18 protein-coding genes are annotated in these 18522 nt (G+C 70.5%); 11 read left to right on the plus strand and 7 right to left on the minus strand.

Going from position 1 to position 18522, the window contains the following annotated elements:
• Positions 1–26 precede the first annotated feature (26 nt).
• From DN771_RS06455 to hpaD, 5 genes are all read left to right on the plus strand, one after another.
• Positions 27–971 carry a LysR substrate-binding domain-containing protein gene (locus DN771_RS06455; RefSeq protein WP_116996518.1) on the plus strand — a complete coding sequence of 315 codons (945 nt, stop codon included), beginning with the start codon at positions 27–29 and terminating at the stop codon, positions 969–971.
• 7 nt (positions 972–978) lie between these two features.
• Positions 979–2466 (plus strand): fumarylacetoacetate hydrolase family protein, encoded by a 1488-nt coding sequence (locus DN771_RS06460; protein ID WP_116996519.1) that lies wholly within the window; start codon positions 979–981, stop codon positions 2464–2466.
• A gap of 69 nt (positions 2467–2535) precedes the next feature.
• Positions 2536–3543: a 4-hydroxy-tetrahydrodipicolinate synthase gene (dapA, locus tag DN771_RS06465; protein ID WP_116996520.1), complete on the plus strand. Its 1008-nt coding sequence runs from the start codon at positions 2536–2538 to the stop codon at positions 3541–3543.
• Entirely contained in the window at positions 3540–5051 is a 1512-nt protein-coding gene (hpaE, locus tag DN771_RS06470; RefSeq protein ID WP_116996521.1) for a 5-carboxymethyl-2-hydroxymuconate semialdehyde dehydrogenase, read from the plus strand. The genes dapA and hpaE overlap by 4 nt, the downstream gene beginning before the upstream one ends.
• Positions 5044–6036, plus strand: a complete 993-nt coding sequence (gene hpaD, locus DN771_RS06475) for a 3,4-dihydroxyphenylacetate 2,3-dioxygenase (RefSeq protein WP_116996522.1) — start codon at positions 5044–5046, stop codon at positions 6034–6036. The genes hpaE and hpaD overlap by 8 nt, the downstream gene beginning before the upstream one ends.
• 117 nt (positions 6037–6153) lie before the next feature.
• On the opposite strand, the gene DN771_RS06480 is transcribed toward hpaD, so the two are convergent.
• Positions 6154–7026 carry an NAD(P)-dependent oxidoreductase gene (locus DN771_RS06480; protein ID WP_116996585.1) on the minus strand — a complete coding sequence of 291 codons (873 nt, stop codon included), beginning with the start codon at positions 7024–7026 and terminating at the stop codon, positions 6154–6156.
• Positions 7027–7150: 124 nt separating this feature from the next.
• Here DN771_RS06480 and DN771_RS06485 point away from each other — a divergent pair, with 124 nt between their 5' ends.
• Genes DN771_RS06485 through DN771_RS06510 form a run of 6 tightly spaced genes read left to right on the plus strand, consistent with a single transcriptional unit; the run spans position 7151 to position 12136 of the window.
• Positions 7151–8407: a CaiB/BaiF CoA transferase family protein gene (locus tag DN771_RS06485; protein ID WP_162941630.1), complete on the plus strand. Its 1257-nt coding sequence runs from the start codon at positions 7151–7153 to the stop codon at positions 8405–8407.
• Positions 8404–8985: a nuclear transport factor 2 family protein gene (locus tag DN771_RS06490; RefSeq protein ID WP_116996524.1), complete on the plus strand. Its 582-nt coding sequence runs from the start codon at positions 8404–8406 to the stop codon at positions 8983–8985. The genes DN771_RS06485 and DN771_RS06490 overlap by 4 nt, the downstream gene beginning before the upstream one ends.
• Positions 8982–9752 (plus strand): hypothetical protein, encoded by a 771-nt coding sequence (locus tag DN771_RS06495; protein WP_116996525.1) that lies wholly within the window; start codon positions 8982–8984, stop codon positions 9750–9752. The genes DN771_RS06490 and DN771_RS06495 overlap by 4 nt, the downstream gene beginning before the upstream one ends.
• On the plus strand, positions 9745–10557 hold the full coding sequence (locus tag DN771_RS06500; protein WP_116996526.1) for an alpha/beta fold hydrolase: 813 nt from the start codon (positions 9745–9747) through the stop codon (positions 10555–10557). Before DN771_RS06495 ends, DN771_RS06500 begins: the two co-directional genes overlap by 8 nt.
• Entirely contained in the window at positions 10554–11717 is a 1164-nt protein-coding gene (locus tag DN771_RS06505; RefSeq protein WP_116996527.1) for a thiolase domain-containing protein, read from the plus strand. The genes DN771_RS06500 and DN771_RS06505 overlap by 4 nt, the downstream gene beginning before the upstream one ends.
• Positions 11714–12136 carry a Zn-ribbon domain-containing OB-fold protein gene (locus DN771_RS06510; RefSeq protein ID WP_116996528.1) on the plus strand — a complete coding sequence of 141 codons (423 nt, stop codon included), beginning with the start codon at positions 11714–11716 and terminating at the stop codon, positions 12134–12136. Before DN771_RS06505 ends, DN771_RS06510 begins: the two co-directional genes overlap by 4 nt.
• 27 nt (positions 12137–12163) lie before the next feature.
• Here DN771_RS06510 and DN771_RS06515 read toward each other — a convergent pair whose 3' ends face one another.
• The 6 genes from DN771_RS06515 to DN771_RS06540 all read right to left on the minus strand — a co-directional run bounded on the left by DN771_RS06515 (position 12164) and on the right by DN771_RS06540 (position 18511).
• Positions 12164–12928 carry an enoyl-CoA hydratase/isomerase family protein gene (locus tag DN771_RS06515; protein WP_116996529.1) on the minus strand — a complete coding sequence of 255 codons (765 nt, stop codon included), beginning with the start codon at positions 12926–12928 and terminating at the stop codon, positions 12164–12166.
• Complete coding sequence (locus tag DN771_RS06520) at positions 12925–13374, minus strand: cupin domain-containing protein (RefSeq protein ID WP_116996530.1); 450 nt, start codon at positions 13372–13374, stop codon at positions 12925–12927. Before DN771_RS06520 ends, DN771_RS06515 begins: the two co-directional genes overlap by 4 nt.
• A 156-nt stretch (positions 13375–13530) precedes the next feature.
• A complete protein-coding gene (locus DN771_RS06525) occupies positions 13531–13944 on the minus strand; it encodes a Zn-ribbon domain-containing OB-fold protein (RefSeq protein WP_162941631.1) in 414 nt (137 codons plus the stop codon).
• Between the two features lies 1 nt (position 13945).
• A complete protein-coding gene (locus DN771_RS06530; RefSeq protein WP_116996532.1) occupies positions 13946–15082 on the minus strand; it encodes a thiolase family protein in 1137 nt (378 codons plus the stop codon).
• Complete coding sequence (locus DN771_RS06535; RefSeq protein ID WP_116996533.1) at positions 15079–15903, minus strand: SDR family NAD(P)-dependent oxidoreductase; 825 nt, start codon at positions 15901–15903, stop codon at positions 15079–15081. Before DN771_RS06535 ends, DN771_RS06530 begins: the two co-directional genes overlap by 4 nt.
• A gap of 31 nt (positions 15904–15934) precedes the next feature.
• Complete coding sequence (locus DN771_RS06540) at positions 15935–18511, minus strand: CaiB/BaiF CoA-transferase family protein (protein ID WP_162941632.1); 2577 nt, start codon at positions 18509–18511, stop codon at positions 15935–15937.
• Between the last annotated feature and the right edge of the window lie 11 nt (positions 18512–18522).

Below are 18522 nucleotides of genomic sequence, written 5' to 3' on the forward strand. Positions count from 1 at the left end.
GTGAGGTCGTGGATTAAGGTGGGCTTGTGTCCACCTCGGTCACACTCCGGCAGCTCGAGTACTTCGTGGTCACGGCGCGTGCCGGCACGATGGCCGCCGCGGCCGCGTCGCTCCACGTGTCGGCGACCGCCGTCTCACTCGGCATCGCCCAGCTCGAACGCACGCTCGGGACGCAACTCCTGTTGCGCACCCGACATCAGGCGCTGGCCCTCACCGGGCCCGGACGCGAACTGCTCGCCGATGCCGTGAGCATCGTCGCCGACGCCGAGAAGATGGAGGCGCGGCTTCGCGAGCAGGCCGCCGGCCTGCACGGCACCGTGTACACCGGGTGCTTCGGGACGTTGGCGCCCTTCGTCGTGCCGCGATGGGTCACCGAGTTGCAGCAGCGGCACCCCGATCTGCGCGTGGAGGTCCACGAGGACTCCGCCGACGAGCTGCAGCGGGCCGTGCTCGACGGCCGCAGCGAGCTCGCCGTCCTCTACGGCATCGATCTGCGCAGCGGCCTCGACTCGGTCACGGTCTCGGAGGCCCATCCCTACGTCGTGCTCCCCGTCGACCATCGGCTGGCGAACCGCCGATCGATCCGGCTTCGCGAAGTCGCCAAGGAGCCGATGATCCTCCTCGAGTCGCCGCCCAGCCGGCACCACATCTCGTCGCTCCTCCAGGCGGCCGGCATCGAGCCGCGCGTCGAGCGCATCACCCACAGCTTCGAGACGCTCCGATCGTTCGTCGCCAGGGGGCACGGATGGGGCATCCTCGTCCAGCGCCCGGCGTCGAACACCAGCTACGAGGGCCTGCCGCTCGCCACGGTCGCCATCTCCGACCCGGTCGCTGCCGCACCGGTGGTGGCGGCCTACGCGCAGGGCGTGCGCCGCTCCCGCCGGGCCGAGGTCTGCATCGACGCCCTGCGCACCGTGCTGCAGAGCGACGAGACGCCCCACCTGGCACAACCGGCGACTGATCATATATGATCATCTCGTGGCTGCGCCGATCCCCTCACCGACGAAGATCATCGCGCTCCACCTCGGGTACCGCAGCCGGGCCGCCGAGCGCGGCCGGGTTCCGGACCATCCCTCGTACTTCCTGAAGCCCGTCTCCTCGATCGCCGCGTCGGGGGCTCCCGTGCTCCGCCCCACCGGTTGCGAGCTGCTCGCCTTCGAGGGCGAGGTCGCCCTGGTGATCGGCACGCGTGCCCGGCGGGTGTCACCGGACCGCGGCTGGGCCCACGTCGGATGGGTGACGGCGGCGAACGACCTCGGCGTGTACGACCTGCGCTACGCCGACCGGGGCTCGAACCTCCGGTCCAAGGGAGCCGACGGCTTCACCCCGCTCGGCCCCGAGTACCTCCCCGCCGACGGTCTCGATCCGACTGAGCTGGAGCTGACGACGTGGGTGAACGGAGCCGTCGCCCAGCACGCGATCCTCGGCGACGAGTTGCTGTTCGACCTCGGCTACCTCGTCGCCGATCTCTCCCGCCTGGTGACCCTCGAGCCGGGCGACGTCGTGCTGACCGGAACTCCGACCGGCTCGACCGTCGTGCAGCCGGGCGACGTCGTCGAGGTCGAGGTCCGCGCCGGGGAGCGCTCGACGGGGCGGCTCTGCACACCCATCGAGCAGTCGCCGAACGAGCTCGCCGACTGGGGTGCGATGCCGGCGCCGACCGAACAGGACCGACGCGACGCCTTTGGCACCGGCGGCGACGCCGGGACGACACCCGCACCGGCGCCCACGCTCGAGGAACGCCTCGTCGAGCGCTACGGGGAGGCGGTCGCGGCCGGTCTTCGAACGGTCAGCACCGCGACGCTGACGTCCCAGCTCATGAAGCGCCGCCTCAACGGCTGCATGCTCGGCGAGCTCCATCCGACCCATCCCGAGGCCCGGCTGGTCGGCTTCGCCAGGACGCTGCGGTACCTCCCGCACCGCGAGGACCTCTTCGCCTCCCGGGGCGGCGGGTTCAACGCCCAGAAGCGAGCGGTCGAGGCCGTCCAACCGGGCGACGTCCTCGTCGTCTCGGCCCGTGGCGAGCGCAACGCCGGCACGATCGGCGACATCCTGGTCCAGCGGGCCATCGTGCGCGGCGCATCCGGCATCGTCACCGACGGCGGCGTCCGCGACGCTGCGGCGGTGGCCGGGCTCGACATCGCGGTGTACTTCGCGTCGAGCCACCCCGCTCCACTGGGGCGTCACCACGTGGCCTGGGACCTCGACATCGCCGTCGACTGTGCCGGGAGCCTCGTGGAGCCAGGAGACCTGCTGGTCGGGGACGGCGACGGCGTCGTGGTCCTTCCCGACCACGTCGTCGTCGAGGTCGTCGAGGCGGCCATCGCTCAAGAGCGCGAGGAGCGGTTCATCCTCGACCGGGTGCTCGCCGGCGAATCGGTCGACGGGCTGTACCCCATGAACGCCGAGTGGCGGGCCCGCTACGAGGCGTCCGACGATTCGTCCGGGACCGCCCCACCCGCGTGACCGACTCGCCGTGCAGCGCCCGGTCCCCAACCATTTCCATCCATCCGCCCGCAACCCACGAAGGCAGCAGTGAAGTTTCGATCCAACCCAGCACTCGTCCGAGGATCGATCGCCCCGGTGGTCACCCCGTTCACCGCCAACGGCGATCTCGACGACTCGAGTCTTCGTTCGCTCGTCCGGTGGCAGCTCGAGTCTGGCTCACATGGCATCTCGATCGGCGGGTCGACGGGTGAGCCGAGCTCGCAGAGCGTGGCGGAGCGGATCGCCGCGATGCGCATCGTGGCCGAGGAGACCGCCGATCGGGTGCCCTTCGTCCCCGGCACAGGATCGGCGAAGCTGGACGAGACCTTGGAGATGACCGAGGCGGCGATGAAGCTCGGTGCCGACATCGCCCTGGTCATCACGCCGTACTACTCCCGCCCGACGCAGGACGGGCTGTTCGCCTGGTACTCGGAGATCGCCGCGACGTTCCCCGACATGCCGATCGTGCTCTACAACGTGCCGATCCGCACGGCGGTCGACGTCGCTCCCGAGACCGTCGCCCGGCTGCGCCGGGCACATCCCAACATCGTCGGCATCAAGGAGACGACCAAGGACTTCGAGCACTACTCGCAGACCTTCCGCCGCTGCGGCTCCGACCTGCTCATGTGGTCCGGGATCGAGCTGCTCTGCCTGCCGTTGCTGGCGATCGGCGGGATCGGATTCGTCAGCGCGGTGGCCAACATCGCACCGCGCGCCGTCGCCGACATGTACCAGAGCTGGGTCGACGGTGACACCGAACGAGCCGTCGAGCTGCACTATGCCCTGCATCCGCTCGTCGACCTGCTGTTCGTCGAGACGAACCCGGCACCGATCAAGCGGGTGCTCGAGCGGTCCGGCATCATCGCGTCGGGCTACGTACGACCACCGCTGATACCGGTCACCGACAAGGGCCAGCGACCCATCGAGGACCTGCTCGTCGAGGGTCTGCCGGCGCTCGACGGTCCGCCGGCCGAGCTCGCCCGGCGCCTCTCCCATGCCGACCCTGGCCGCGTGGGACCCACGCCCGTCGGCGCCAACGGGACGGCGTCGGCATGACCGAGACCTCCACTCGCGTGGCCGGTGTGGACCGACCGCTCCCCACACGGATCGACCACTACATCGGCGGAGCGCACGTCGAGAGCGTCGACGGCTCGACCGTGCCGGTCGACGACCCGGTCACGAACTCGCACTATGCCGACCTGGCGACGGGAGGGGCGGCCGACATCGACCGCGCGGTCGCGGCCGCGACGGACGCCTTCGCCGCGTGGGCCGGGATGTCGGCCCGCCACCGGTCGAACCTGCTGATCCGCATCGCCGATGCGATCGAGCGGCTCGCCGACGTGATCGCCGCCTTCGAGTCGTTCGACACCGGCCTCCCGATCAGCCAATCGCGCGGCCTCGCCGCGCGCTCGGCCGAGAACTTCCGGTACTTCGCCGAGGTGTGCGGCGCGATCCACGAAGACGCCTACCGGTCGGCGAACCAGTTCGGCTACGTCGTGCGGCGACCCAAGGGCGTCGCCGGGCTGATCACCCCGTGGAACGCGCCGTTCATGCTCGCGACCTGGAAGATGGCGCCCTGCCTCGCCGCCGGCTGCACGGTCGTGTTGAAGCCGGCCGAGCTGACGCCGCTCACGGCGAGCCTCTTCCCGGAGATCGTGGAGGAGGCCGGGCTGCCCCCCGGCGTGTTCAACATGGTCCACGGGCTCGGCGAGGAGGCCGGCGCCGCCCTGGTGGCCCATGCCGACGTCCCCGTCATCTCGTTCACCGGCGAGACGACGACCGGCATGACCATCATGTCGTCGGCCGCGGCCCACCTGAAAGGGCTGTCGATGGAGCTCGGCGGCAAGTCGCCCTGCGTCGTGTTCGCCGACGCCGAGATCGACAAGGCGCTCGACAGCGCGCTGTTCGGCGTCTTCTCGCTCAACGGGGAACGGTGCACAGCCGGCTCGCGTGTGCTCGTCGAGCGATCGATCTACGACGAGTTCGTGCGTGCGATGGCCGAGCGTGCGGCGTCGATCCGCATCGGTCATCCGTCAGAGGCCGGCACCGAGGTCGGCGCGCTCGTGTCGACCGAGCACTACGAGCGGGTGCTGTCGTACGTCGCGGCCGGCGTCGACGAGGGTGCCCGTCTCGTCGCCGGAGGCGCCCGCCCCGAGCATCTGCCGACCGGCAACTACCTCGCTCCGACCGTGTTCGCCGACGTCACGCCGTCGATGCGGATCTTCCGCGAGGAGATCTTCGGACCCGTCGTCTGTGTCACGCCGTTCGACGACGAGGCCGACGCGATCAGGCTGGCCAACGACACCCGCTACGGGCTCGCCGCCTACGTCTGGACGACGAACCTGCGGCGGGGACACCGCGTGGCGCACCAGATCGAGTCAGGCATGGTCTGGCTCAACTCGCACAACGTCCGCGACCTGCGCACGCCGTTCGGCGGCGTGAAACAGAGCGGACTCGGCCGCGAGGGCGGCCAGCACAGTCTCGATTTCTACACCGACCTGAGCATCGTGCACGTCGCGCTGCAGGACGCCCACGTTCCCCGATTCGGAGTCTCCGATGAGTGACACCCCCAACATCGTTCGCGCCGCGTACGTCGAGTTGATCAGCACCGATCTCGAACGGGCCAAGTGGTTCTGGGTCGACATGCTCGGCTTCGTCCTCACCGCCGAGGATCCCGACGCCCTCTATCTGCGCGGCTACGAGGAGGCCAACCACCACAGTCTCGTGCTCCGCCGGGGCGACGCACCGGCGGCCGCGTGCATCTCGTTCCGTGTGTGGGCTCCCGAGGACCTCGACGTGGCGAGCGCGTGGTACGGAGAGCGCGGCTGTCGGGTGGAACGACGCCCGGCCGGTGCGACGCGCGGGATCGGCGAGGCGATCCGCGTCGAGGATCCGCTCGGGTTCACGGTCGAGTACTTCCACGCGACCGACCGGGTCGAGCGACTGCTGCAGCGGTACGACGTCCATCGCGGGGCGGGCATCGCCCGCATCGATCACTTCAACATCTGCGTCGACGACCCGGCGGCGGCCCACGACTTCTACGGATCTCTCGGATTCCGCTGCTCGGAGACGATCGAAGGCAACGATCGCATGTACGCGGCGTGGATGCATCGCAAGCCGAGCGTGCACGACATCGCCCTCACGGGTGGCGCCAGCCCGCGCCTCCACCACGTCGGCTGGTTCGCGCCCGAGCAGCACCACATCACCCGTCTCTGCGACACGTTCGGGGCGATCGGCGAGCAGGCTCACATCGAGCGCGGGCCGGGTCGACACGGGGTGTCCAACGCCTTCTACGTGTACCTGCGCGACCACGACGGGCATCGCATCGAGGTGTACACGAGCGACTACTTCACCGGCGATCCCGACCACGAGACGCTCCGCTGGGACGTCAACGACGTGCGCCGACGCGACTTCTGGGGTGCCGCGGTCGTGCCCAGCTGGTACGCCGAAGCCACCGACGTGCTCGACCTCGACGGCAAGGTGGTGGCGACGCGCTCCGTCGACGAGTCGACGTCGGAGGCGCGGGTCGGAGCCGACGGCTTCCGCTGAGATCGCCGCCGGGGACGCCCAATCCCCGTCGTTCACCCGAAACCCGATTCTCAGCCGTCCCCGGTCGCGATCTCGCGACGGCGGCGGTACAAGAATCGCCCCCCGGCCAGCGGACCTTCAGGGCTGCTGCAGGAGCCGCACGAGGGAGCTGGTGTCCCAGCGCCTGCCGCCGGCCGCCTCGACGCGCTGGTAGAGCTGGTCGACCAGCGCCGTGAGGGGCATGGCCGCTCCGATGCGTCGAGCTTCCCCGAGGCAGATGGCGAGGTCCTTGCGCATCCATTCGACGGCGAACCCGAACTCGAACTCGCCGCGCGCCATGGTCGTGGCGCGGTTGTCCATCTGCCAGCTCTGCGCCGCGCCCTTGCCGATCACGTCGATGACCGCATCCACGTCGAGACCGGCCCGAGCGGCGAAGTTCACCGCCTCGGAGAGCCCCTGCAAGACGCCGGCGATGCAGATCTGATTGACCATCTTCGTCAGCTGGCCCGATCCGGCCGGACCGAGCCGCTCGCACTTCTGGGCGTAGGCGCCGATCACCTCCCGCGCCGACTCGAACGTGGCGACGTCATCGGCGCCGCACATCACCGTGAGCCGGCCGTTCTCCGCGCCGGCCTGCCCACCCGACACGGGCGCGTCGACGAACCCCACACCGCACGAAGCGGCTGCGGCGGCCACCTCTCGCGCCACACCAGCAGAGGCGGTGGTGTGGTCGACGAGCACCGAGCCGGCCGACATCGCGCCGAGCGCCCCGTCGTCGCCGAGGATCACCTCGCGCACGTCGTCGTCGTTGCCCACGCAGACCATCACGAACGCCGCGTCCTTGGCGGCGGCCGCCGGCGTCGGGGCCGAACGGTTGCCGTGACGAGCCACCCACTCGTCGGCCTTCGACGTCGAGCGGTTGTACACCGTGACACGGTGCCCGGCCTCGGCCAGATGGCGCGCCATGGGCGCACCCATGACGCCGAGTCCCACGAATGCGATGTCTGCCATGTCTCCCCACGCTCCCTCGTCCGATGCTGCGGTTCCCGAGTCACCAATCGCGAAAACCATATATGATCTGGTCGCACGGATGCGACCGGCCGACGGCCGGATCATCCGCGAGAAGGAGAATCGCATGGACACCGCAGGTGCGCTGCACGGCATCCGCGTCATCGGGGTGGAGCACTTCATCTCGGCGCCGTTCTGCACGCAGATCCTGGCCGATCAGGGGGCCGACGTCATCAAGGTAGAGCCGCCGGCAGCCGAGCAACGCAACGGCTACTTCCACACGCTCAACCGCAACAAGCGCAGCGTCGTGCTCGACCTCAAGGCCGAGTCCGGCCGCGAGGCGTTGCGCGCGCTCGCCGCCACCGCCGACGTGCTCGTCACCAACTTCGCGGCCGACGTGCCCACCCGACTCGGCTTCGGCTACGAGGACCTCGCCGCTGTCAATCCGCGGCTCGTCTACGTCCACGTGACCGGCTTCGGCCAGAACAGCCCGTACCGGTCCCGTCCAGCGTTCGACGGCGTGATCCAGGCGATGTCGGGCATGATGCACCTCACCGGCGAGCCCGACGGCCCGCCGATGCTCTCGGGGCTGTTCATCCCCGACCACCTCACCGGCCTCTACGCGGCCCTGGCGACGTCGTTCGCCCTCCAGCGCAGGGAAGCCACCGGGACCGGCTCGTTCGTCGACCTGGCCATGCTCGACTGCCTGATGTCGTTCCTCGCCGGTTCGTTCCACGAGGTCCTCCAGCACGGCATCCGGCCCGAACGCATCGGTAGCCGGGTCCGCGGGTCCTTCGCCAGCACGTACCGCGCCGCCGACGGCTACGTCTACCTCGCACCCCTCACCGCGCGGATGTGGGAGGCGGTGAGCCGGGTCGTCGGCCAGCCGTGGTTCCTCGAGCACTTCTCGACCACGTCGGGCGGCGTCGACACCCGCCTCGATCCGGAGACTCGGCCGCGCCTCGACGGGGCGATCGAGTCGTGGACCTCGGGTCAGAGCGTCGCCGACGTCGTGCGGCTGATGAGCGAGGCCGGCGTCGCCGCCAGCCCGATCCTCGCCGTGGAGGATCTCCCCGACGACCCGCACGTCGTGGCCCGGCGCATGATCCGGACCGTGCCGCACCGGGGTCGCGGCCACGGCGGCAGCACGCCGGACGTCGTCTACGTCGCCGGTTCCCCCATCCCGGTGACCGAGTCGACGTTCTCCGTCGGGCCGCCGGTCGCCGGCGAGCACACCGCCGAGATCCTCGCCGAGCTCGGGCTCTCGCCAGTCGAGGTGACAGACATATCTGATACGATTCCGCGACCAATCGGTGACGACCTCGGGGAGGCAGGCATGAACGAACGCTCGGTACCAGAGGCGGTCGACGGGAGCGGCCGATGAGCGATCGGTCATCGTTCCCGCCGAAGTTCTGGGCGTCCGAGCAGGGGCTGATCGACCTCCAGCCGCTCGGTGCCGTCGCGCCGTCGGCCGACCGGGTCCTCGATCGGCTGCTGATCCAAGAGACGTTCGCCCGCTTCGGCATCGCCCACGACGAGAACCGGGTCGACGTGATCCTGTCGCTGCTCACCGAGGACGTCTCGTTCGAGTTCTCCACCGGTTCGGCCGCGCCGCAGCTGGTCATCACCGGTCGGGACGCCGTCCGCGACCAGCTGGTTCCACGAGTGCCGCTCCTCTACGGGCAGCGGCGCCACTGCATCACCAACGTCGTCATCGATCGCCTCGACGAGACCGAGGCGACCGCCATCGCCTACGGCGTCGTCCCGAGGGCCGCCGACGGGTTCGTGATGCAGGCGACGGTCATCTACCGCGGCGACCTCCGCAAGGAAGGCGACGGGTTCTGGCGGTTCCGCCGGTTCTTCATCGGCGTCGACGACTACGCGGGAGAAGGCCCCGGCACCGAGGGTGATCCACCCATCCGCGACCGGCCGGTCGTCGGCACGGGGACGACCGCGCCGTGAGCCTGCCCACCAGTGAGTTCGCCGACCTCGTCGTCGGATCGACCATCGTCGGGGCCGCCCACCGGGGCGTCGAGCGCAGCGACTCCCCCCTCGGACCGGGCGGCGACCTGCTCGGCGGCGTCGTGCCGTGCCGCGGGGCCCGGCTGACCGACCTCGTGTGGCGCCAGCCCACGCTGGCCGCCCCCAACGCGACCGCCCGGCTGACGATGACGATCACCCGCTGGCGGGCCGAGTCCGCGGCCGGGCGCGTCCACGGCGCCCTCCGTCTCGTGGGCGCCGCCGACGAGTTGCTCGCCTCGGGCGAGTCCAAGTGGGAGGTGCCGGGAGCCCAGGGCACCGCCACACCGGAACGGATCGCCTGGGATGTCGGCTCGCTGGCCTGGGGCCGGCGCATCGCCGACGAGCTCGGCAAGGACCCGGCGTTCGCCTCGACCACGGCGACATTCGACGGCACGATCGGCATCGCCTCCGGGGACGACGAGATCCACCTGCGGATCTACCGCGGTGCCATCATCGAGGTGGCCCCGAAGGCGCTCGCCGGTTCGACGTTCACGGTGTGGGCGTCCGAACTGACCTGGGTCGAGATGCTCCAGAGCCCCCGGCTCGACTACGTACGTCGTGCGTCGTCACGGCAATTCACCACTCGCGGCAACTCGTTCGAGTACCTCCGGATGTTCAAGGCCTTGATGCTCCTCGTGGAACAAGCCAGGGCGAACGTCGCGGAGCAGATCGTTGCGACGAACGCGACGGAGGTCGACGATGCATGAGGCCCACTACTTCCGGCTCGACGGACGGCTGGGGTTCGCCGAGGTCTTCGGCACCACCGGTCCGCCCGTGCTCTGCGTCCACACGGCCGGCCAGAGCGGGGTCCAGTTCCGCTACGCCGCGCCGCAGATCGCCGCCCTCGGCTACCGCGCCGTCGTCGTCGACCTTCCCGGCCACGGGCGATCGGAGCCGGCGATCGACGGTCCCGTCTCCGATCTGCGGGTGTACGGCGACTGGTGCACCCGCGTGCTCGACCTGCTCGACATGCAGGACCCGTACCTCCTCGGTTGCTCGATCGGCGGCACGATCGTCATGGAGATGGTGACGAGCGCGCGCCGGCCGATCGTCGGGGCGATCGCCATGGCGGCCGCCGACGCCGTCGCGATGGGGCATGCCACCCCGCGACCGCTGCGCCTCGAGGACTCGGGATCACCGAGCATCCGCGACCGCAGCTACTACGGCGGGCTCGAGTCGTGTGGGAGCTCCGTGAGCGACGAGCGACGCGAGATCGTCGCCCTGATGCACTGCCGCGAAGACTGGAACGTGACGTTCGCCGACGGCACGGGCATGGCCGCCCTCAAGCTCTGGAACGAACTGGCCAGGATCACCTGCCCGATGGTGGTCGTCGCCGGCAAGGACGATCCGTTCTCGCCCTGGGAGAAGGTGCGCGACACCGCGGCGCGGATTCCCGGCGCCCACTTCGAGCTGCTCGAGGGCATCGGCCACTACCCGATGGAGGACATCGAGGACTTCGGTCCCTACTTCGCCCGGTGGGTCAGCATGCTCGGCGCCGTGCCCGCCCGATGACGATCCGCGGCCACGCCCACATCGCCGGCGTCTACGAGCACCCCGGCCGCAAGCTCCCCGACCGGTCGGTCGCCGAGCTCCACGCCGAGGTCGCCCTCCACGCCCTCGCTGACGCCGGGCTGACGTTGCGCGACGTCGACGCCTACTACTGCGACTCGTCGGCGCCAGGCTCGGGACCGCTGTCGATGGTGGAGTACCTGGGTCTCGACGCCGGCGTCGCGGTGAGCAGCGAGATCGGCGGCGCGACCTACCTCTCGCAGGTGGCCCACGCGGCCGCAGCGATGGCCACCGGACAGTGCCGCGTCGCGTTGATCACGATGGCCGACCGTGCCGCGAGCCGGTGGTCCACGGTTCGGCCCCGGACGGCGCCCGGTCCCGAGGCACCGTTCGAGGAGCAGTGGGGGATCACCCACACCGTGCACAACTACGCGATGGTGGCCATGCGCCACATGTACGAGTTCGGCACGACGAGCGAGCAACTGGCCGAGGTGAAGGTCACGGCGTCACGTCACGCCCAGCACAACCCGCATGCCGCGCTCCCCGACCTGGTCACGGTCGACGACGTGCTCGCCTCGCCCATCGTGAGCTCGCCCCTGCATCGTCTCGACTGCTGCATGAACACCGACGGCGGCGGGGCGGTCGTCCTGGTCAACGACGACATCGCGCGAAGCCTGCCGCGATCGACGGTCGCCGTGCTCGGCCACGGCGAAGCGCACAAGAACGCGCAGCGCGGGCGCGCCGACCTGAGCTTCGCCCCTGCGGCCTGGTCCGGCCCCCGCGCCTTCGAGTCGGCGGGCGTGACACCCGCCGACATCGACTACGCCTCCGTGTACGACTCGTTCACGATCACCGTGATCACGACGCTCGAGGATCTCGGCTTCTGCGCCAAGGGCGAGGGCGGCCCGTTCGTGATGGACGGCGGATTGCTCGCTCCCCACGGACGACTCCCCCTCAACACCGACGGGGGCGGGCTGTGCAACAACCACCCCGGCGGCCGCGGCGGCATGCCGAGGATGATCGAGGCGGTCCGCCAACTCCGCGGCGAGGCCACTCCGGCCGTGCAGGTGCCCAACTGCGAGCTGGCGCTCGTCCATGGCACCGGCGGTCGGCTGGGCACCCGCAGCTCGGGGGCGACACTCGTGCTCGGACGGGCGTCATGACCGGACGTGAGTTGCCGACACCCGACCCGGTCGTCGGCGACGAGGAAGCCGAGTTCTGGCAGGCGCTGGGCGAGGGACGGTTCCTGCTGCGCCGGTGCCAGCAGTGTGGCGACGTACCGTGGTATCCGCGGCCGTTCTGTCCCGCCTGCGGATCCCGCGACGTCCCTTGGTTCGAGGCCAGCGGAACGGGGACGGTGTACTCGTTCACGATCGCCGCCAAGGCGGGCCCGCCCTTCGACGCCGCCGTGCCGTACGTCATCGCCTACATCGAGCTCGACGAGGGCCCGCGCATCATCTCCAACGTGGTCGGGTGTCCCCCCGAGCAGGTGCACATCGGCCAGCGGGTCGAGGTGCGCTACGTCCCCCGCGTCGACGGTCCACCGCTGTACCGCTTCGCCCCCGTCGATGCCGCCCGCTGAGCGGGCCGGTGCCATCGCTCGACGAGCTCAGCCCTCGTGGTCGGCGGCACGGACGTGCGCCGTCATCTGCTCGCCACACCACTCGAGGAGATCGGACACGGCGGCGGCACGATGGCTCTCGCGGAGGAACGCCATGGCGGACTCGACCACGTCCCGGCCGTGTGGCTCGAACCTCGCCAACAGCTCGGCGGCGGCCGCGGCGGTGCTGCCCGCCGGGGCGAGCGAGGTGACGAGGCCGGACGCGAGCGCCTCGTCGGCGCCGAACTGGCGAGCCGACAGTGCCCACTCCGTCACCGTGCCGGCCGCGACACGCGGGAGGAGCGAGGCGACGACGCCGAAGGGGAAGTAGCCGAGCGTCGCCTCGGGAAGCCAGAAGCGGGCCTCCGCCGAGCTGACGACGTAGGCCGCCGAGCCGAGGATCGCCAGGCCCATGCCGACGGCCCAGCCCTCCACGGCGACGACGATCGGGATCGGGCAGGCGGCCAGGGCGGCGAGCATGACGGCCGACGGCGCCTCCGACCACGTCCACGACTCGTCGACGGCCGGGCTCGGTTCCGAAAGGTCGGCCCCCGAGCAGAACGCCGGACCCTCGGCGCTGAGGACGATGCCGAGACAGTCACGCTCCCCACCGAAGCGTTCGACGGCCGCGGTCACCTCCGCGCTCATCCGGGAGTCGATGGCGTTGCGCTTCTCGGGCCGGCACAGCCGGACGTGCCCGAGCGCGCCCTGCCGCCACGACTCGACCGGGTGCGGTGAGAGCGCGTCGCGTCCGTCGGCGACGGCGTCGGTCATCCCTCCGCGTTCCGGCCGGCCACGCGGTCGCTCATGAGGTCGAGCGTGACCTGCTTCAGCGGCTCGTGATCGACGCGATCCTTGGTGATGTCGGCCCCAGGGCCGAGGGCCGACGCCTCGAACTGGAGCAACTCCAACGGCACGTCGCCACTCGACTCGAACCAGTACGGGTATCCGCGAGGAATGAGGACCCCTTCGTACCGGCCGAGATCGGCGATCACCTCGTCTCCGGTCGTGTAGAAGCGGACGCGTCCCTCGAGGACGAACCAGTAGCCGTCGAGGTGGGAGTGCGAGTGCAGGTTGTTCTCACCACCTCGGTCGACGAGCTGCACGGCGCCGATGCTGATGTCGGTGCGACCGAGCACCACGAGACGCTTGGCCCGTCCGCCCAGATCCGGTCGCTCGTACGAGAACACCGTGGGCTCGGTCTTGGCGGCTTGACTCATGGCGGCACGACTCCTCGGTGGACAGCGCGATCCGAACGCGCCGGTTGGCTAGATCGTATATGATCAGGCCTACAGGATCAACAGCCCGGATTCGGGCCCGATATGGACCTCAACCGACCCGTCCCCGAACCAGGAGACGGTCAACCCGGGTGCGGCCTAGTGGAGGGTCCAGCGCGGGATCGTGATCTCGTCGGTGATGCGCTCGAACGACACCACGACCGGCGCACCGACCCGCAGCCGATCATCGGGATCGGCGACACGTGCGGTGATCCGCGGCCCGCCGTCGAGGTCGACCACCGCGATCGAGTACGGCACATCCGCGGCGAAGGCCCGGTGCAACGCACGGTGATAGGTCGCGTAGCTCCAGACGACCCCGGTCGTGGCCGCCGCGATCCACGTGGCCTCGCGCGACCGGCAGTCGGGGCAGCCGACGAGCGGGGGCCAGCGTAGGGCCCCGCAGCCGTCGCAGCGCTGGACGACCAAGCGCCCCTCGCGAGCGGCGGACCAGAACGGTGCCGCCACCGGATCGTCGACGTCGGGAAGCAGCTGCGGCTCGTTGTCGTCGCTCATCTCAAGCATCCCTGGAGTTGGAGAGGATCGAGCACGCCGCCTTCGAGAAGGCCTGGCTCGAGCAGTACATCGCCATCCCGACGCCGCGCACCTGGCGCTCGCCCGCCTCGCCGCGCAGCTGGCGGACGGCCTCGACGAGGTGCATCCAGCCCCACGCATAGCTCTCCGACAGCTGGCCGCCGTTGGTGTTGAGCGGCACGTCGCCACCCGGACGAGTGTGGCCCTCGGCGAGGAACGGTCCACCCTCACCGATGCCGCAGAAGCCGTAGTACTCGAGCATCTGCAGGCTCCACACCGCCGTCGGATCCTGGATGTAGAGCACGTCGATGTCGGCCGGGCCGAGGCCGGTCGCGGACCACACCGACGACGCCGCGTCGCGCAACCACGGGCGGAGCAGGTTGTCGGGTGTGTGGTCGCCGCGGATGCCCGACTGCTCGGCCATGCCGATCACGTAGGCCGGCGTCCGTCGCAGACCGGCGGCCCGGTCGGCGCTCGTGACCACGAGGGCCACTCCCCCGTCGGAGATCATCGTCACGTCCGGGCGGCGCAGCGGCTCCACGAGGTATGGCATGGCCAGATAGTCGTCCATCGTCAGCGGGTCGCGGAAGATGGCGTTGGGGTTCTTCGCCGCCCACTCCCGCTGCCCCACTGCGAGCCAGCCGAACTGCTCGTCGGTCGTCCCGTAGAGGTGCCGATGACGCTGCAGGGCGAGGGCCGCCGGACCGGCGATGTGCACCAGCCCCGAGGCCGTCGCCAGGTCGGTCGTCCTCGTGACCGGGGCGCCGAAGTCGACCTTCGCCGACCGGGCGTTGGCGCCGTAGCAGAGCACGATCGTCGAGGCCATGCCGGTCACGATCGCCTGCACCGCGAGGTGGAGCGAGAAGTTGCAGGTGCCGTAGTCGAGGCACTGCGAGTACCGCGGGTTGATGCCGAGCAGCGGCCCGACCGCGACATCGTTGCCGAGCCCCTGCACCGACTTGCACGCGATCAGCCCGTCGACGTCGGCCAGCGTGAGGCCGGCGTCGGCCAGGGCCAGCTCGATGGCGTCGACCGAGAGCTCCTCCACCGAGCGCCCTGGGAGCTCGCCTTGCGGGGTGTGGCCGATCCCGACCACCGCCACCTTGCCCCGGATGCTCATCGCGCCGCCGACGTGAGAGCCACGCCACCGTCCACGGCCAGCACCTGGCCGGTGATGAACCGGGCTCGCTCCGAGAGCAGGAACCGCACGGCGTTGGCCGTGTCCCACGACGTTCCCTCGATGCCGAGCAGCGACGCCGTGCGCCGGCGCTCGCGCTGTTCGGCGGTCATGCTGCGGCCGAGCGGGGACGATGTGAACACTGGTCCGATCACGACGCAGTTGACCCGGATCCCGTCGCGCCCGTGGGCGACCGCCATCGCTTTCGTCAACGAGATCACCGCTCCTTTCGTCGTCGCGTACGGCGCCTCGTCGATGGGACGAAGAGCGCGCATCGAGCTGATGTTGACGATCGCCCCACCACCAGCCGTCCGGCACATCGCCGGGATGGCGTGCCGGCTCATCGACACCATGCTCTCGACGTTGACCTGCCAGCTCTGGGTCCACGCCTCGGTCGGAGCGGACACCACGCTGCCCGTGAACGGGATCCCGACGTTGTTGTCGAGCAGGTCGAGGCGCCCGTAGGCGTCGATCGCCGCATGGACGACCCGGGCACAGTCGTCGTCGTCGGCCACGTCGGCTGCCACCGCGATCGCCGAGCCGCCGTCGGCCTCGATCATCTCGGCCGTGCGCTCGGCCGGTCCGGACCTCCGGCCGACGCAGACCACGGCGGCGCCGGCGCGCCCGAGCAGGATCGCCGCAGCCCGTCCGTTCGTCAGTCCGTCGTCGTCCCCGCTCGCACCGGTGACGATCGCCACCTTGCCGTCGAGGGCCTCGCCGGGGTCAACCGGCTCCGCGGCGTCGAGCGCCACCGGATCGTTCATGATGTGCTCCTGTCGCGGGAACGCCCGCTGGTCAGATGACGTGCTCCTCGGCGAGCCGGGCGATCTCCCGCTTGGAGAAGCCGAGCAGCTCGCCGTACACGAACTCGTTGTCTTCGCCGTAGATCGGCGCGCCGCGGTCGGGGACGCCGCCGATGTCGGCCGGCGTGGTCTCGAGCTTCACCGGGACGGCGGCGACCGGCCACCGGCCGATCTTCGTTCCCGTCACCTCCGTCAGCCACTCGAGGTGGGCGAGCTGCGGGTCCGACTCACACCGATCGGCCGCGGTCTGGCACACACCGGCGGGGACGCCGGCGCGCTGCAGGCGTTCCATCAGGTCGTAGCGCTCGTGCTGTTCGGTCCATGCGGTGACGAGGGCGTCGAGGACGTCTTGGGCCTCGACTCGGGCGGCGAGCGTGGAGAACCGGTCGTCGGCCAACCACTCCGGCCGATCGGCGACGGAGGCGAGCGCTTCCCATTGGTCGTCGTCGCCGCATGCGATGGCGATCCACTCGTCGGTGCCGGCACAGCGGTAGATCCCGTGCGGCGCGGCCGGCTTGTTCGGCGAGCGGTTGCCGGTCCGCTGCGACGCCCGCCCGTTGGCGGTCCAGTCGAGGATCGACGTGCCGCTCGTGAAGATGCCGCTCTCGGTCTGAGACGCGTCGATCCACTGGCCCTCGCCCGTGCGCTGGCGGTGCACCAACGCGGACAGGATCGCGGTCGCGAAGCTGTAGGCGCCGATCCAGTCGAGGTACGAGTAGCCCCATCCGGCCGGCATCGCCGGACTCGGGAGTCCCGACATCTCCGAGACGCCCGAGAAGGCGGCCGCGATCGGGCCGACGGCGCGCAAGCGGCCGTACGTCCCGTGGGCCCCCATGCCCGACTGCTGGGCGTAGATGATGTCGGGCTTGATCTCCTTGAGCGCCTCGTAGCCCAGCCCCCACCGATCCATCACTCCGGGCGAGAACCCCTCGGCGACGACGTCGGACATGGCCACCAGACGGCGAGCGATCGCCAGACCTTCGGGGTGACGGACGTTGAGCGAGATGCCGAGCTTGCCGGCGTTCTTGTTGTTGAACTGACCGCCCATGTCGGCGTCGTCCACCCCCGGCAGCGGGGCGGTGGCGACCTCGCGAGCACGGCGGCCGCCGACCGGCGCCATCGCACCCATGCGGGTGTCGGGGTGCGCGGCCCACTCCACCTTGATGCACTCGGCGCCGAACGCGGACAGGAAGCGCGTGCCTCCCGCCGACGCGAGGAACCACGAGAAGTCGAGGATGCGGATGCCGTCGAGCGCGAACGGGCGCCCGTACCGGGAGCGGCGGGGGCCCGACGACGCGGCTGAGACGTCGGTCGGCGTCGGCCGTTGACGGACGGCATCCGATCGTGAGGCGAGCACGGCGTCCGTGTCCTCGCCGAGCAAGGGAGCCCGGCGACCGATCCGCCAGGACGTCGCCGTCGACAGCCACTTGCTCGTGACGTACGTGAAGGACCGCCCGAGCTCGGGGTGCTCCACCTCGGCGAACGTCTGGCGCGCCATCCAGTGGGGATCGGTGACGTTCTCCTCGGGCCGCCGGAGCGGCGAGCAGAACACTCCCGCGTCCTGCGCCTCGTTCCACGGGAACTCGGCGTAGGTGAACTTGCGCACCAACCGGGCGACGACGTCCATCAGGCGCGCGGCCACCTCGGCGTCGAGGCCGCCGCTGCCCGGGATCTGGCGCGCCGATTCGGTCGTGTCCTCCTCGACCGTCAGCGGTGATGACATGCCGTGTCGCTCGACGAACCCGGCGAGCGCCGCCCGGTCGCGGCCGCCCATGAGCATCGTCAGGATCCAGCGGCCGTCCTTGGTCTGCTGGATCGTCGGCGAGGTCGAGACCGTCTCGTTGGCGTGCCGGCACGTCTGGCGCAACAGCGGCAGCCGGCGCATCACCCAGTTCATGAGGTCGAGCTCGGTGTTCTTGGCCACCGCCTCGTGGACGGCGCACGAGAGCGCCTGACCCTGTCCGGTTCGCCCTCGGTGGAAGAGGGCGGCGAGCACCCCCATGACGACCTGTTCGCCGGCGATGTGGTAGGCGTGCCACATCTGCGGAGCGATCGGCGGGAGGTCGTATGTCCCGTCGGGACGGGGGTCGTAGCCGCAGTTCATGGTGACCCCACCGAGCGCGAGGTGGACGAGATCGGACCCCCTGAAGTCGGCCCACGGGCCGTCGTCGCCGAACGGGGTCACCCGGGCGACGACGAGCTGGGGATGCCTCCGCCCGAGGGTGTCGCGGCCGAACCCGCGGGCGTCGAGGTGGCCGCGATCGGTGGCGTCCAAGAGCACGTCGGCGCCGGCCAGCAGGTCGTCCAGGACGGCGATACCCGCGGGATCGTCGAGGTCGCACACCACGGAGCGCTTGCCCCGGTTGTAGTGCCAGAAGTGCAGCGACCGTTCGGGGCCCGGTTCGTCGGCGTAGAACGGGCCGATCCGGCGCGTGGGATTGCCCTGCGGCGGCTCGACCTTGATGACGTCCGCGCCCAGGCCGGCCAGCAGCAACCCGGCGTATTCGGCACGCTCGTCGGCGATCTCGATGACCCTGATGCCGTCGAGTGCGGCCTGCGATGTGCTCACCCTGTTCGTTC

The organism is Desertimonas flava, from assembly GCF_003426815.1.
Taxonomy (GTDB): Bacteria; Actinomycetota; Acidimicrobiia; order Acidimicrobiales; family Ilumatobacteraceae; genus Desertimonas; species Desertimonas flava.